Source organism: Mucilaginibacter sp. SJ (assembly GCF_028993635.1).
In the GTDB taxonomy this organism is placed as follows: Bacteria; Bacteroidota; Bacteroidia; order Sphingobacteriales; family Sphingobacteriaceae; genus Mucilaginibacter.
Map to the genome: position 1 here is coordinate 2,725,459 of NZ_CP118631.1, position 17,131 is coordinate 2,742,589.

Genomic DNA, 17,131 nt, shown 5'->3' on the forward strand with positions numbered 1-17,131 from the left:
AAACCTATCTTCATATTTTATTAATCTTTGGTACGGTACTTTGCCTGCCATGAATAATCTTGATCCTGTAACCCTTATTGATAGTTCCTGTAAATGCACAATTATGAACGTACTAATTGTTGAAGACGAAAAAGGCCTTGCGCTTGAGGTTGATGAATTTTTAAGCCACGAAGGTTTTACGGTTGAACATGCCCGCACCAAAAAATCGGCATCTGAAAAAATCTTCGTAAACAATTATGACTTTATCCTGCTCGACCTCGGCTTGCCTGACGGTGACGGCTTCGACCTGCTTAAAATGCTGAAAGGCATGAACGAGCGCGAAGATGCCGTAATTATTCTCACTGCCCGCGGCGCTGTTGACGACCGGGTATCGGGTCTTGAACAGGGTGCCGACGATTACCTGGCAAAACCATTTTCATTAAACGAACTATTAGCCCGCATGCACGCCATTACCCGCCGCAAACACCGCCTGGAGAGTAATGACATTAATGTAAAAGGCTTAAAGATCAACATACAGAACCGTACCGTTACCTACAACGATGAGCGCATAACCCTCACCAAAAAAGAGTTTGAGATTTTCAACTACCTGGTGCTTAACAAAAACAGGGTAATATCCCGCACTAACCTTACCGAACACGTTTGGGGCGATGTATTGGAAATAAATTCCGACTCCAACTTTGTAGATGTGCACGTTAAAAACCTGCGTAAAAAGCTATCGGTATATATTGCTATAGATTGGTTTGAAACCGTAAGGAGTATCGGCTACCGTATCAACATCTGAAATTACCAGCCTCATGAAATTACAGGTAAAACTGGCCCTTTATAATACGTTAACCAAATTAGCCATTATACTTTTCACTGGCCTGCTTATCCTGCTTTCTATCGAGAAGATCTCGTATAATCATGTAGAGCTCAGGCTTGAGGAAAATGAAAGGCAAACACTTAAAAACCTCAGTTCAAAAGAGATTAGTAGCAAGCTCGCTAATCAAAAGCCTTATACCGATTATAATATTTTAAAAGAGGAATTCATTATTATAACCCCTGTTAAATTTGAGCCCACCGAAACCAAAGCTGCAAAGTTCACAACCGAAACCCGTACCAGTGACCTGGTCACGCAAACTTATCGTATCCTAACTCACCAGTTTAATTTTAACAACCATACCTATCTGCTTGAAATTGGCGTGTCAGTTACCTCCATTGAAGAATTAAAATCCATCATTAAACGGTTTACCCTTTTAACACTGGTGATAGCACTCGCCCTCACACTGGTAAGCGACCTGGTGTTTACCAAATTTTTGCTTGCCCCCTTTTATAAGATCATCGACCGCAAACTGATCAAAGTAAATGATCCCATGAACTTTGATTATGAAAAGATCCAGACCACCACCCAGGATTTTGAACTGCTTGATGACAGTATCAGTACACTCATGAAAAAGATCAGTAACCTGTTTGCTCTGGAAAAACAGTTCATTGCCAATGTATCGCATGAGTTACTTACGCCCATATCAATTATCAGCTCCCGGCTGGAGAATATTTTATTGCAGGAAGAACTTAGCGAAGCCGGCGAAAACAAGATGCACGCTTCGCTGAAGACATTAAACCGGCTTAAATCTATTATTAACAGCCTGCTGCTCATCTCAAAAGTTGAAAATAATCAGTATGACAAGGCCGACGTAGTGATGATAGCAGGCGTAATTATGGAGATCCAGGAAGAACTGGAAGACCGCCTGGAGGAAAAGCACCTCACTTTTAACAACAACATCAAATATATTTACTCCATTATGGGTAACCGCCCGCTGATGCATACCCTGCTATTCAATCTCATCAACAATGCAATCAAATACAATAAACCCAAAGGCAGCATAACCATTGCCGATGAACTTAAGGATGATATTTATATACTTGAAATTACCGATACAGGCCCGGGCATGGACCAGCAACAAATAGAAAACGCTTTTAACCGTTTTGAAAAATTTGAAACTGAAGAAAAGGAAAGCTATGGCCTTGGTTTAGCCATTGTAAAAAGCATTACCGCCTTTCATAGCATCAGGGTAAAAATAGACTCGATAAAAGACCAGGGCACCAGTATATTCCTCATATTTGACCGCGGACCGGACTTCACTTAAACTTCATATTGTGCCCATACATTTACACAGTTTATTTTATAAGTAAATCCCCCTATTTAACTATAGAGGCCGTTATCCTGATGGAAACGGCCTTTTTTTTCAGAGACGCATCACATGTGTCTTACTAATGAATATCGGCGCCGCGTATTCGGAGACGCACATGATGCGTCTTAATAATGAAAATCGTGTTATATCATCTTATTGCGCTTAACCAGGTAGGTATTCAGGATATGATGATAGCCTTCATGAATATCAGCATCAACCAGGTCAATATGATACTGCGCACATTTTAGCTCCAACTGATGCCGGTATTCTTTTAACGATGCTTTATAAGCATCGCGGATGCGGGCCGGGTTTACCTTCAGCTCGTCGCCGCTTTCAATATCGACAAAGTGATGTGGGCGGTTATCAAAATTAAACTCAAGTTCTTTTTGCTTATCGGTAACATTAAAAATTACTACCTCATGCTTATTAAACTTTAAATGCTGAATTGCCGCAAATAAAGCTTGCTGCTTTTCCATATCCAGGTTATTCTCCAGCATATCGCTAAAAATGATCACCAACGAGCGCTGGTGAATTTCCTGGGCTATATGATGCAGTACATTGGTGATATTGGTTTGGGTATTTGCTTTAGGGCTGGCATACATTTTTTCCAGTTCGGCATATAAATAAAACAGGTGCGTAGTTGTTGATTTTGCCGCGCTGATCCAGTCTATTTTATCCGAAAAAAGGCAAAGTCCAAAAGCGTCACGTTGTTTTTTAAACAGGTACATGAGCGATGCTATGGCATAAACAGAAAACTGAAGTTTATTAGTACCCGTTTCAGGAAAGTTCATGGATGATGAAGTATCCAGCAGCAAAAAACAGCGAAGATTAGTTTCCTCTTCAAACTGCTTTACAAACAATTTATCGGTACGGGCCAGCAGCTTCCAGTCGATATTTTTTACCGATTCGCCATTATTGTACAAACGGTGCTCGGCAAACTCCACAGAAAAGCCGTGAAAAGGACTTTGGTGCAGGCCGGTGATAAAGCCTTCAACCACCTGTCGGGCCAGCAACTCGAGATTGGCCAGTTGCCTTATTTGCTGATCATCGTTTAATTTGGGCATAGGCTAATATAGGCATAAAAAAAGCGCTGCAAAATTGCAACGCCTTTTCAAAAAATATGTTGTGTTAATGCTACAATGTGTAGCATTAAATAAGCTTAAGGGTTATGCTAACTGTTTTACCAGTTTATCAGTTAATACTGATTTTGGCACAGCACCGATTTGTTTATCCACAATTTCGCCATTTTTGAAGAACAATAAGGCAGGGATGTTACGGATACCGTATTTTACAGATATGCCTGGGTTGTTGTCAACGTCTACTTTACCAACAACAGCTTTGCCTTCATATTCTTTTGCAATATCTTCAACTACCGGACCTACCATCCTACACGGACCACACCATTCTGCCCAAAAGTCAATTAATACCGGTTTGTCTGATTTCAGGACAAGCTCGTCAAAGTTTGCATCAGTTATTTCTAAAGCCATGATTTCTATTTTTTTAAATTTTGTACTTACAAATATATGCTATTCAAATTGCTTGCCACAAGTGTACTACTGACAATGTGACAATTATATTATTATAATCCATGCACTTAACTCGGGTATGACCATTTGTCGCATTTACACCCTCAAATACAGTTTTGCGACATGACGTATTAACACAAATTACCTGTTTCCGAACGATATTTACAACTACACCGGCGGGTTACTTTTTAACATTGGCGGTATTAATTAACATTAATTGTCTGAATCAGAATTTACAAAATTAAAAAATTAACAGAATGAACTGTTTAGTAAGGAAGCGACTTGTATAATTTGCTGAATCTGCTAAGTATTCTGAAAATTCACTAATTCTGTAAATTCTGATTCAGACAATCACGGCAATCATTAAATCAACAGATAATGACATGGGCGTTGCCTGCGGCCAGGCTATCCGCTCATACGCCTGCAGGCATTGCGCTCGTGGCCGGTATCCGCTACTATCCTTAACGCAAAAAAGCGATAAATGTAAATTCATCGCTCTTCTATTTTATATTTTATAAAGTCTCCCCTTCAGGGAGAGATTATTCGCAATTAATTTGTTTTGGTGCCCATGAGGGCTACGCCGTTTAGAGGGGGCTTATGCACCTTTCAAAGTGGCCATACCGCCATCTGCAATCAATTCAGCACCGGTTATAAATGTTGAATCATCAGAAGCGAAGAAAGTAACTGTTTTGGCAATTTCTTCGGCCAAACCAAAACGGCCCATCGGGATCTGTTTTATCAGTTCGGAACCCATGCCTTCTAATTGTTCCTGGGTTAAACCTAATTTATCGGCAGTATGTAAAGGTGTTACAACAGGGCCAGGGCTTACAGAGTTAACCCTGATGCGACGAGGCAACAATTCGGCCGAAATGTTTTTAGCTAATGAAAGCAATGCTGCTTTACTTGCTGCATAAACAGTTGCCCCGGCCATACCAATATGTGCGTTTATAGAAGTATTAAGGATGATAGAACCACCACCATTAATTAAAGGTAACAATTGCTGAATGCTGAAATAAGCACCTTTAAAGTTGATGTTCATGATATCATCAAACATCTGCTCGCTCATTTGCTCTGTTGAATTAAACTGACCGATACCTGCGTTAACAAATACGATGTCAATTTTTTCGGCAATGGCTTTTACTTTTTCGCCAAGTTGTTTTACCTGGTTCATGTCGCCGCTGTCGGCAATTACGCCTTTTGCATCGGCACCAAGTGTTTCAAGTGCTTCGTTGATTGATTTTTGATTCCTGCCGGTGATGATCACTTTTGCACCTTGTGCGATGAATTCCTGTGCTGTGGCCAGGCCTATACCACTGTTGCCGCCTGTTATTACTGCTGTTTTTCCTTGTAACTTTTTCATTATCTTTGTTATTGATACATCAAATGTACAGTGAGTTACAGCTCCCCACAAGAATGCACCATTTTGTGTGCAACATACTTTTTGGTAGGTTATGAGCCGGTTTGATGCAATCGACATATCGCTTTTTTCATTATGACAAAAAACAGACATTCCGATCACTCCTGCACTATGGCAGCAGCTCTAAGTGTGATTAGTGGTAAGTGGAAACTGAGTATAATAAACCAATTATTAACCGGCCAGAAGCGTTACAGTGAGATAAACCGGGCAATCCCCGGCATGACCGAAAAGATGCTTTCACAACAAATTCGCGAACTGGAAGAAGACGGCATAGTATCCCGCCATATTTTTCCCGAAGTACCGCCAAGGGTTGAATATTCCCTCACTCCCATCGGCCAGGAGTTATCATCTATATTTTACACCCTCGAAAGATGGGGCAGCCATTACATGACCGTTACTAACGCCAACGGTGAAGTGGTTCAGCCAGATTATACTTGTTATACTTTGGTTAAACAGGATGATGAGGTGGTGAGAGTGGAAGTGTAACACAGCTTTAAGATCCTTGCGCTCGTTTATAACGAGCGCGAGTTAAAGATCGCTTCTTTTCTTGAAATGACGACAATATTTTTAATTATCTTGAGATTGATCATCAGAACGGCATCTCATTTTGACTTTTACTTCTTCCCAAGGAATACCTTTCTCCTTCCCGCTTTCATAATCATCAACGCGCCATTGCATTTCATTTACAAAATCTTCATCATCCCAATGATCTTGTGGTTCGTTTTGATTCTTTTCTTCCATGGTAGAAAACTTTTTAACTCAGCACCGGTTCTTCATTAGTTAAACTATGTATCCCTGCCATAAAATCATCGCTTGGGTTTACCTTGAATGATTTGGATGACAGTTCAACCAGCATTACCTCTTCCCTATCCCTGATCTGGAAACGAAGCTTACAGTTTTTTACCGGGTACTTTTGGTTATTATCATCAATCATGTGTTGAATATCATCAAGCAGTTTGCTGTTAAGCATGTTCATATCAATGCAAACCGTTAATGATTTGGTGAGCTTATCACGCATTTCTGATAGCAGGTCCATCACCGCTATGCGCAGGTCCCAGTTATCTTTCTGGCGGAATTTTTCTTCGATAGTTCCTTTAATATGCAGGAAGTATCCCTCCATCATCATATTACGGAACTTCACATAGTCATCGCCAAACAGCGCAAACTCGTACGATTCATTGTAATCTTCAAACACAAAGGTACCGAATGGCTTACCCGTTTTGGTCATTTTATGCTGAACGCTTGATACAAGGCCGCCTATCCTTAACTCGCCGCGACGGCGTAGTTCATTGAACGCGGCCGTTACATCTTCGCCACCTTCCCCCGAGCGGGCTTTTTGCATCAGTTTCAGGTCGCTGATGGTGGCATTACAGAAGCGTTTAAGCTCAACTTTATAATTATCCAACGGGTGACCGGTTAAATAGATCCCGATTACCATTTTCTCGTACTTCAGCTTTTCTATCAGCGGCCATTCTTCAACATCGGGCATAGCCGGCTCAGGTACATATGACGCTACCGAACCGCCAAATAACGACGATTGCGAGCTGCTTTGCACGTTTTGATAATCATTGGCGTACTTAATGAGCCGTTCAACACCGGTTAAGGTGCCCAGCTCAGTTTTGGCAAAAAATTGTGAGCGGGCTATCCCAAAACCATCGAACGCACCACCATAAACCAGATTTTCGTACGATTTACGGTTAACGCTACGCGTATTTGAGCGCCGTGCAAAATCATACACCGTTTCAAACGGACCGTTGGCATTACGTTCTTCAATGATACTTTCTACCGCTTTATCACCCACACCTTTTACACCGGTTAAACCAAAGCGCACCTGCCCACGTTTATTCACCGCAAAGGCCATGTCCGACTCGTTAATATCCGGCCCCAAAACCTCGACGCCCATACGGCGACATTCCTCCATAAAGAAGGTAATTTTTTCAATGTTATTCTGGTTATTTAAAACCGCCGCCATATACTCTGACGGGTAATGCGCTTTTAAATAAGCTGTTTGGTATGCCACGAAAGCGTAGCATGTTGAGTGCGATTTATTGAACGCGTACTGGGCAAATGCCTTCCAGTCGGTCCAGATTTTGGTAAGCTTATCTTTTGGATGGCCTTTAGCTACCGCCCCATCCATAAACTGGGCTTCCATCTTGTTCAATACCTCAATCTGCTTTTTACCCATCGCCTTACGCAAAACGTCGGCATCACCTTTACTAAATCCGGCTAACTTTTGCGACAGAAGCATCACCTGTTCCTGGTATACGGTAATACCATAGGTTTCGCCAAGGTATTCCTCCATGTCGGGCAAGTCGAACACTATCGGCTCGCGGCCATGCTTACGGGATATAAAGTTTGGAATGTACTCTATCGGCCCCGGACGGTAAAGGGCATTCATGGCTATCAAGTCTTCAAACTTATCGGGCTTAAGCTCGCGCAGGTACATTTGCATACCGTCACTTTCAAACTGGAAAGTACCATTGGTATCGCCACGCTGATAAAGCTCGTAAGTTTTAAGGTCATCAAGCGGAATGTAATCGATATCTATCACCACACCGTGATTTTGCTTGATCATGCGCAGGGCATCCTTAATAATGGTAAGGGTCTTCAAACCCAAAAAGTCCATCTTAATAACACCTGCGTCTTCGATTACACGTCCGTCATATTGGGTAACCAGCAGGTCCGAATCTTTGGCAGTAGCTACCGGTACAATATCGGTCAAATCGTACGGGGCAATAATGATCCCCGCGGCGTGTACACCGGTATTACGTACCGAACCCTCCAGCTTTTCGGCTTCGCGAAGTACCTGGGCTTTAAGATCGTTGCCGTTTAGGATCTCTTTTAGTTCGGGTACTTGCTCAATAGCATCCTTCAGGGTGATACCCAGCGTTTCGGGTACCAGCTTCTTCATAGCACTTACATCGGCCAGTGGCATATCAAGCACACGGCCTACGTCCTGGATACTGGTACGGGCAGCCATGGAACCATAGGTGATGATCTGCGCCACCTGGTTTTTACCATATTTATCAACCACGTAGTCAATAACCCGTTGGCGACCGGCATCGTCAAAGTCCGTATCAATATCGGGCATCGATTTACGGTCGGGGTTCAGGAACCTCTCAAACAGGAGATTGTACTTCATCGGGTCGATATTGGTGATCCCGGTACAGTAAGCCACCACCGATCCCGCCGCCGAACCACGGCCCGGGCCAATGAACACGCCCATATCACGACCAGCCCTGATAAAGTCGGCCACGATAAGGAAGTACCCTGCAAAACCCATAGTACGAATGGTGAACAACTCAAAGTTGATCCGCTCTTCGGTCTCCGGGCTAATATCTCTGTAACGTTCCTTAGCACCCATAAAAGTTAGATGCTTTAGGTATTCCCATTGGTTTAGGGTATCGGCATCGTGTGTTTTATGGATCTTAAATTCGTCGGGGATAACGTAATTGGGCAGCAGGATATCGCGTTTCAGTTTTAGCGTCTCTACCTTATCAACAATTTCGTTGGTATTATCCAATGATTCGGGCAGGTCATGGAACAATTGTCCCATTTCTTCCTGGGTTTTAAAATAAAACTGATCATTGGGAAAACCGAAACGATAACCTTTACCACCCTCTTCGTCGGTAGCAATTGGGGTGCTTTGCATATCACCTGTATTTACGCAAAGCAAAATATCATGCGCGTTCGAGTCCTGCTGATCCACATAATGCGAATCGTTTGAGCAGATCACTTTTACGTTATACTTTTTAGCATACGTAAGCAACACATTATTAATAGTTTGCTGTTCGGGGATCTCGTGGCGTTGCAGCTCGATATAAAAATCCTCGCCGAACAGATCAAGCCACCATCTGAATTCTTTCTCAGCGTTCTCAGGTGTATCCCTTAAAATTGCCTGCGGAACCGATGCACCTATGCAGCAGGTAGTAGCAATAATGCCCTCATGATATTTTAAGATCAGTTCCTTATCAATACGGGGCCATTTACTATACAGCCCTTCCATATACCCCAACGAGCATAGCTTTACCAGGTTTTTATAACCTGTAGGGTTTTTAGCCAACATGAGCTGGTGGCGCCGAACATCCTTATTTTCTTTGGTGAACTGCTTTTTATGCCTGTCTTCAACCACGTAAAATTCGCAGCCTACAATGGGTTTTACATTGTGCTTGCCGGCTTCGGCCACAAACTTAAATACGCCGAACATATTACCATGATCAGTAATAGCAAGGGCCTTCATTCCGTCCTTAGCGGCTTTTTTATACAGCTTGGATATATCGGCTGCCCCATCAAGCAATGAGAACTGGGTATGTACGTGGAGGTGAGAAAAATCAGGCATAGTTAATCCGTTTCGACAAAATCTTTATGAAGTACAAAGTTAAAACAAGTTAGGGATGTAGACTGTTAAAAAGTAGCGCTGTGGAAATTTAATTAAAGCCGGCCCCATTTTGTAAATTATACAACAACATGCAGCGAACTGCTATACTTAGCATGTTATTTGTTTATATTGATCAACAGCATCTTCACCTTTGAAATACAAATACAATTGAAAAAAATACTACGAATAACCCTTAAAACGATACTTTGGATACTGGTGAGTGTAGTTCTGCTGGTTATCCTTGTAGTAATTTTGATACAGGTTCCCGCTGTACAAAACTTCGCGAAAGATAAAGCCGTAACTTTTTTACAAAATAAAATCCACACCAAAGTTAAGATTGGCCATATCAGCCTCGGCCTGCCCAAACTGCTGGTGCTGGAAGATGTGTATTTTGAAGATCAGAAAAAAGATACCCTCATAGCCGGCGAAAAACTAAAAGTTGATATCAGCATGCTCAAACTGCTGCACAGCGAGGTTGAGGTGAACGAGGTAAACCTGCAGGGCATCACCGCCAACGTAAACCGGAGCGCCGACAGCGTATTCAACTTCGGATATATCATCAAAGCTTTTGTTGGCGAACAAAAGAAAGAAGTTAAACCTACCGATACTACGTCAACCATGAAATTTTCTGTTGATAAGATCATCCTCGATAAAATCAACGTAAAATATAAAGATGTCATTACCGGCAACGATGTAAAATTTTTGCTTGGCCATTTTGATACCCGCGTTAAGGATTTTGATATGGATAAAATGAAGTTTACCATACCAAAAATTACCCTGAGCGATGTAAATGCTAAGATCATCCAAACACCAACCGGCCCGCCCCCTCCTGATACGGCCACAGCCCCACTTAATATGGATTTGAATTTAGGGGTGATCGATATCTCCAAAATCAAAGTCGATTATCAAAGTTCCGAAATGGGCGCCAAGGTAGACCTAAGTAAGTTTTTGGTAGAGATGGATAAGATCGACCTGAAAAACCAAAAGGTTGGCATCAAAAACATTGAATTGAGCAATACCACCGCCGGATTGACCCTTGCCAAGCCCAAAACAGTGGTTAAAGAAGTTGTTAAAACAATTAAAAAACTGGATACACTGGTATCATCACCAACCAAATCGGCATGGCGGGCTACCATTAGCAAAGTTACCTTCACAAACGATCATATTAAGTTTGATAACGAAGCGCAGAAGGCTATCCCCAAAGGCCTTGATTTTGGCCACATGGACATCCGCGGCCTTAATGCCGAAGCCGAAAATATCTCCTATAGCCCCGATACCATTTCGGGCAAAATTAACTCCTTTACCTTTACCGAAAAAAGCGGTTTAAAGATCAATAAGTTTCATACTGCCTTCCTGTACGGGCCAACTAACGCGTACATGAATGATTTGTTACTGGAAACGCCGAATACCACATTGCAAAAGTCGGTACAGGTACGTTACCCTTCTATTGATGCCATCACCAAAAACATTGGCGTGCTGGGTATCAATGCCAATTTGGATGGCAGCCGTCTGGGCCTAAAGGATGTTTTACTGCTGATGCCAACCATGGCAACTATGGAACCTTTCAAATCTTCGCCGGGTACGGTGCTTAAGATCAATGGCCGGGTGAGCGGTCAGGTGAACAACCTCGAGATCCCCAACCTGGAAGTTACAGGTTTAGGCAGTACCCATATTAAGGCATCGGCCAAAATGAAAGGCCTGCCCGATGTAAACAAAGCCAATTTTGATATTAACATTGCTGATTTCAGCACCAGCCGCCATGATATTGCTAAACTGGCCCCGGCAGGCAGCATCCCGCCCAATGTGAGCATTCCTGAAAAAATGAACCTTAAAGGTAATTTTAAAGGCAGCATGTATAGCTTTAATACCAAAATGATACTCCGTTCAAGCTATGGCGCGGTTGACCTGGTTGCTGCCTTAAAGAACGGACAGAATAAAAACGCGGCAATCTATACTGCCAACATCAAGGTAAATGAACTTAATGTAGGTGCTTTAACCAAACAACCACAAATGGTTGGCCGTATAACCATGAATGCCAATTTAAAAGGTAAAAATCTCGACCCTAAAAAGGCAAGTATAGCTTTTAATAGCAATGTTGCAAAGGCTTATGTTAAAGGTTATACTTACCAAAACCTGGTAATGAAAGGCACTTCAAGTAACGGCGCTTATACCGCCATAGCGACAATGAAGGATCCTAACATTAATTTCAGTCTGGATGCCAAAGCCAATCTCAACAAAAAATACCCGGCAGCTAAAGCCACCTTAAATGTGGATAGCATCAACCTCAAAAACCTCAATTTTGTTAAGGACGATATGCGTTTTCATGGCAAGATCGTAGCCGATGTACCAACTGCCGATCCCGATTACCTGAATGCCGATATTAAAGCAACTGACCTGTTGGTAGTAAATAAAGGTCAGCGCATCCGGATGGACACTATCAGCCTCATCTCTACAGCCAGTACCGACAGCAGTACGCTTCGTTTAAAAACTGCTGTTATGAGTGCTCACATGGCTGGTAAATACAAGCTTACACAGATAGCTCCCGCCGTGCAGGATGTGATCAACAAATATTTTAATACTGCAATCGCCGGTGGGCAGCAGGTAGTTGTAAAAACTAAAGGCGGCAAAACGATAAAAGCCAAACCTGCGCCTGCGGTTAAATATTCTCCGCAACAGTTTACTTTTGAAGCCAAACTGGTTAAAACGCCATTGCTTACCCAGTTTGCTCCCGACCTGAAACAACTCGACCCTGTTTTACTGAACGGCAGCTTCAACAGCCAAACCGGCGAACTTATTGTTAAAGGCTCCATACCAAAAGTGGTTTACGGCACCAACACCATCAACAAAGCATTACTCAATATCAATACCAGCGATAACGCCCTTAACTATAATTTTTCAGTTGATGAAGTTAAAGTAGGTTCGTCCGTCGATCTGTTATATACCAGCATTTCCGGCGCTGCACAGGATAATAAAGCAGGCCTAAGTTTACAGATCCGCGACGCGACTAAAAAGGAACGTTTCCGTATAGCGGGCACCTTCAGCATATTGCCTGATGAATACCAGTTCAGCTTTAATAAAGACGGCCTCCTGCTGGATTACCTCTCATGGGCAGTTAGCGACGATAACTTTTTGCAATACGGATCAAAGGGTATATTGGCCCATAACTTTACCATTACCAATAACAACCAGGTACTGAGCGTTAACAGCAGCACACAAGAGTTTAACAGTCCGCTGAATATCAAGTTCAACAATTTCCATATTGAAGCGCTTACCAAAATGGCCAAACAGGACTCGTTACAGGTAGGCGGGACCATTAATGGTGATGCTATCGTAAGCAACTTCCAAACCAGTCCTGTATTTACCGCCGCCATCAACGTTAATGATTTTAATTTTAAAGGCGATACGGTGGGCAATATTGCCCTCAAGGTAAACAACCAAACTGAAAACGCCTACGCCGCCCAAATGAGCATTACCGGCAAAGGCAACCAGGTTGATTTGAATGGAACGTACTATGCCTCGCCCGAAAGCCGCTTTGATCTCGACCTGAATATTGTGAACCTGAGCATGAAGAGCATCGAAGGATTTAGCTTTGGCAACCTGCGTAATGCTACGGGTAATATTACCGGGGCGCTCAAAATATCAGGCACTACAGATGCACCTTCGGTACGGGGAGATATCAACTTTAATAAGGTTGGCTTTAATGTAGCTATGCTAAACTCCTACTTCCGCATGCCGCAGGAAAGCATCACTTTCAACAACGAAGGGATCCGCTTTAATGACTTTACTTTGGTTGATTCGACCGGCAACAAGGCTGTGGTAAGCGGCAGTATCTACACTAAAACTTACACCGATTTTGCCTTTGGTATGGATATTAACGCCAATAATTTTAGGGTCACCAACTCAACCCAGGCTGATAACAAACTTTACTACGGTAAACTGTATGTGGATACCCGCATCAAGATCCGCGGCAATATGACTAAGCCGGTGGTTGATGCCAACCTTACCGTTAATGACAAAACCGACATGACCTTTGTGCTGCCCACCAATGACCCGGCGCTGGAAGACCGGAAGGGTGTGGTTGACTTTATTGATAAGGATGCCCCTAAAATGGACTCCATTCTGCTGGCCAGGCAACTGGATTCGCTCAAAAAATCGGATGTTACAGGGTTGGATGTTTCTGCGACTATCAATGTAAATAAAAATGCCGCGTTTACTATTGTAGTTGATGAGCGAAACGGCGATATCGTACACCTCAAAGGCGAGGCCAGCCTGAATGGCGGCATTGACCCAAGCGGTAAAATAAACCTTACTGGTACTTATGTGGTTAACTCAGGCTCGTACAACCTGGCTTATGCAACTGTTAAGCGCACTTTTAACTTTAAAAAAGGTAGTACCATTGTCTGGACCGGTGACCCAACCAGTGCCAATATTGATCTTACCGCTATTTACATAGCCAATGTACCGCCAATTGACCTGGTTTCAAACCAGCTTTCGGATGCGCAAAATAGTACAATGTACAAGCAAAAACTACCTTTCAACGTTAACCTTAACCTGAAAGATCAGCTGCTCACGCCAACCATCAGCTTTGACATCGTACTGCCAGACAGCTCTTATTCTGTATCATCCGATGTGGTAAGTACGGTTAATACCCGCCTAACTCAGATACGACAGGACCCCAACGAGCTTAATAAGCAGGTATTAGGTGTACTGGTATTGGGGCACTTTATTGGCGACAACCCGCTGCAAAGCCAGGGCGCAAGCACCACTGTTGAGGGCACTATCCGCAACAGCGTAAGCAGCCTGTTATCCGATCAGTTGAACAGGCTGGCAGGAAGTTTAATATCAGGAGTTGATCTGAATTTTGGTTTAACCTCAGGCGAGGATTACTCATCGGGCACGGCCACCAATCGCACCGACCTCAACGTTGGCCTGTCCAAGCGCTTCCTGAATGACAGGCTTACCGTAAGCGTTGGCAATAACTTTAACCTGGAAGGCAATCAACCAGGTCAAAAAGCATCGAACATCGCGGGTGACGTATCCATAGCCTATAAACTTAGCAAGGACGGCCGCTACACCCTGCGTGCTTATCGTCGCGACGAATTTATTGTGATCCAGGGCCAAATCATTGAAACCGGCGTAGGCTTTACCTTAACGGTTGATTATAACCGCTTCCGCGAGATCTTCCGCAAACGTACCCCTGAAGAACGCAGGTTGCGCCGCCAGTATCAGCAGGAACAAAAGGAGAAAAAAGAAAAACAGGACGAGGCAGATAAAGCATTGGAGCAAAAGAACATGCAGCAGCAACAGGAAAACAAACCGCAAACTACTTCAAACTAAGCCCATGACCAAACATTTAAAATATATATTGCTTTCATCATGTGTTTTACTGAGTGCCTGCAGTACGACTAAATTTCTGGCTCCGGGCCAAAAGCTATATACAGGCGGTGAAGTAGTGATACAGGATTCGGTTTTAAAAAAGAGCGAGAAAAAAGCTTTAAGTGAAGAACTTGAGGCTTTACTAAGGCCCGTGCCTAATAGTACTATATTAGGCATGCGTTTTAAACTTTGGCTGTACTTTAAAACCAAAACCAATAAAACCAAGGGGCTGGCCCACTGGCTTAATAAAAAGGGTGAGCCTCCTGTACTTGTAAGTTCAGTAAACCTTGAGCAAAACAGCAATATCCTTCAAAACAGGCTGCAAAACGAAAGCTACTTTCAGGCGCAGGTAAGCGGCGATACGATAAGTAAAAAACCAACCTCAAAAGTTGCCAAAGCGGTTTATACAGCAGTAACCGGGCCGGGCTATAAAATCAGGAAGGTAGTATTTCCGCAGGGTAACCGCACTATCGATACCGCCGTAGCCGGAACATCGGCAAAAACGCTGCTAAAAGTTGGCGATAAATACAACCTTGATGTTATTAAAACCGAACGGCTGCGCATTGACGCTAAACTTAAAGAAGAAGGTTTTTACTATTTCTCACCCGAAAACCTCATCATGCATGTGGATAGCACTATAGCCGGGCACCAGGTTGATATTTTTGTGGCTGTTAAAAATGAAACACCTGGTCGCGCCCAAAACATTTATACCATCAATAATATTTATGTGTATCCGAGTTACTCGTTAAGAGATACTTCGCTGATGAAGGATAAAGCTGTTTTTTATAAATGGTATAATATTGTTGAGCGTCGTAACACAGTACATACTTACACTTTTGCCAATACCGTGCTGATGCGCCCCGGCCAGGTTTATAACCGTACCGCCCATAACAATTCGCTTAACCGCTTCATTAACCTGGGCCCTTACAAGTTTGTAAAAAACAGGTTTGAGGATGTATCAGCCGATTCATCGAAGCTGGATGTTTATTACTTCCTGACCCAGTACAAAAAGAAATCACTATCGCTTGATATTTTAGGGCGCACCACATCAGCCAATTACACCGGTACACAGGTAAATTTAAACTGGCTCAACCGTAATGCCTTTAAAGGAGCCGAGGCCCTAAAAATAACTCTGTTTGGTAGCACCGATGTTCAGGTGGGCGGCCAAAATGCAGGCTATAATGTATATCAGGCCGGTATCCAGACAACGCTTTCATGGCCGCGCTTTATCGGGCCTATCTATCCAAAAGCAGCTGATGCCTATATCCCGCATACTAATCTGAGTTTAGGATATTCGATAGTAAACCGCCAAAAACTATATAACTTAAATTCATATAACCTATCTTTCGGCTACCAGTGGCGCGAAACAGAACACCGTTCGCATGAGCTTAACCTCATCAATTTTCAGTTTGTAAATCCGCTGAGTGTCTCGCAGAAATATAAAGACAGTATCGACAGAAAAGACGTTCCGGTTAATCCTGCCCTAAAGCATGTTATCGATAAACAGTTCATCCTGGGCCCAAGCTATAGCTTCACTTATACCAATACCAACGAGGATTATCGTACCAATACGCTTTATTATAATGGAAAAATTAGCCTTTCAAATAATATATACGGATTGGTTACCGGTGCAGATAGCGCAGGCGGAAAACCTAAAAAGCTATTCGGAGCTATATTTAACCAGTTTGTAAAACTGGAAAATGAGATCAGGTATTTTCATAAAACCGGGCCGAACAGCACAATAGCCAGCAGGCTTATTGTGGGCGTAGGTTTACCCTATGGCAACTCAACACAGTTACCTTATAGCCAGCAATTCTTTATTGGTGGCCCTAACAGCTTACGGGGTTTCAGGGCAAGGGCCATCGGGCCAGGTTCATTTGACCCGAGCAGCGGCGTAGGCACAGGCGGCTTCCTTGCCGATGAATCGGGCGATATCAAGATAGAAGCTAACATTGAGTACAGACCAAAACTATTCAGCATAGTACGCGGAGCTTTATTTGTCGATGCGGGTAACATCTGGCTACTGCACTCCAACGGATCACAGCCAGGCGCCGTGTTTACCAAAAGCTTTTTAAATGATTTTGCTGTTGATGCCGGCTTCGGTTTAAGGTTTGATTTAACGGTACTCGTGCTTCGCACGGATTTGGGCATCCCCATTCGTACACCGTATGTTCGTGCTAATGAGCCGCGCTGGGATTTCAACTTTAACCGTAGCGTATTTAACTTAGCTATAGGATATCCATTTTAATTTTACTGCCCAACA

At 43.1% G+C, this 17,131-nt stretch carries 10 protein-coding genes; 5 read left to right on the plus strand and 5 right to left on the minus strand.

Going from position 1 to position 17,131, the window contains the following annotated elements; translation table 11 throughout:
- The first annotated feature begins 103 nt into the window (after positions 1 to 103).
- Entirely contained in the window at positions 104 to 781 is a 678-nt protein-coding gene (locus tag MusilaSJ_RS10870) for a response regulator transcription factor (protein ID WP_274989988.1), read from the plus strand.
- A 13-nt stretch (positions 782 to 794) separates the two neighbouring features.
- Complete coding sequence (locus MusilaSJ_RS10875) at positions 795 to 2,126, plus strand: sensor histidine kinase (RefSeq protein ID WP_274989989.1); 1,332 nt, start codon at positions 795 to 797, stop codon at positions 2,124 to 2,126.
- 188 nt (positions 2,127 to 2,314) lie between these two features.
- On the opposite strand, the gene MusilaSJ_RS10880 is transcribed toward MusilaSJ_RS10875, so the two are convergent.
- From MusilaSJ_RS10880 to MusilaSJ_RS10890, 3 genes are all read right to left on the minus strand, one after another.
- Positions 2,315 to 3,235 carry a DUF58 domain-containing protein gene (locus MusilaSJ_RS10880; protein WP_274989990.1) on the minus strand — a complete coding sequence of 307 codons (921 nt, stop codon included), beginning with the start codon at positions 3,233 to 3,235 and terminating at the stop codon, positions 2,315 to 2,317.
- 102 nt (positions 3,236 to 3,337) lie between these two features.
- Positions 3,338 to 3,658 (minus strand): thioredoxin, encoded by a 321-nt coding sequence (trxA, locus tag MusilaSJ_RS10885; protein WP_090531998.1) that lies wholly within the window; start codon positions 3,656 to 3,658, stop codon positions 3,338 to 3,340.
- A 634-nt stretch (positions 3,659 to 4,292) separates the two neighbouring features.
- Positions 4,293 to 5,057: an SDR family oxidoreductase gene (locus MusilaSJ_RS10890; protein ID WP_274989991.1), complete on the minus strand. Its 765-nt coding sequence runs from the start codon at positions 5,055 to 5,057 to the stop codon at positions 4,293 to 4,295.
- 132 nt (positions 5,058 to 5,189) lie between these two features.
- Here MusilaSJ_RS10890 and MusilaSJ_RS10895 point away from each other — a divergent pair, with 132 nt between their 5' ends.
- Complete coding sequence (locus MusilaSJ_RS10895) at positions 5,190 to 5,600, plus strand: winged helix-turn-helix transcriptional regulator (RefSeq protein WP_274989992.1); 411 nt, start codon at positions 5,190 to 5,192, stop codon at positions 5,598 to 5,600.
- Between the two features lie 81 nt (positions 5,601 to 5,681).
- On the opposite strand, the gene MusilaSJ_RS10900 is transcribed toward MusilaSJ_RS10895, so the two are convergent.
- Complete coding sequence (locus tag MusilaSJ_RS10900; RefSeq protein WP_274989993.1) at positions 5,682 to 5,855, minus strand: addiction module protein; 174 nt, start codon at positions 5,853 to 5,855, stop codon at positions 5,682 to 5,684.
- A gap of 13 nt (positions 5,856 to 5,868) precedes the next feature.
- A complete protein-coding gene (gene dnaE / locus MusilaSJ_RS10905) occupies positions 5,869 to 9,453 on the minus strand; it encodes a DNA polymerase III subunit alpha (protein ID WP_274989994.1) in 3,585 nt (1,194 codons plus the stop codon).
- Between the two features lie 207 nt (positions 9,454 to 9,660).
- Between dnaE and MusilaSJ_RS10910 the strand changes: the two genes are divergently transcribed.
- Positions 9,661 to 14,829 (plus strand): translocation/assembly module TamB domain-containing protein, encoded by a 5,169-nt coding sequence (locus MusilaSJ_RS10910; RefSeq protein WP_274989995.1) that lies wholly within the window; start codon positions 9,661 to 9,663, stop codon positions 14,827 to 14,829.
- 4 nt (positions 14,830 to 14,833) lie between these two features.
- On the plus strand, positions 14,834 to 17,116 hold the full coding sequence (tamL, locus tag MusilaSJ_RS10915; protein WP_274989996.1) for a translocation and assembly module lipoprotein TamL: 2,283 nt from the start codon (positions 14,834 to 14,836) through the stop codon (positions 17,114 to 17,116).
- Positions 17,117 to 17,131 lie beyond the last annotated feature (15 nt).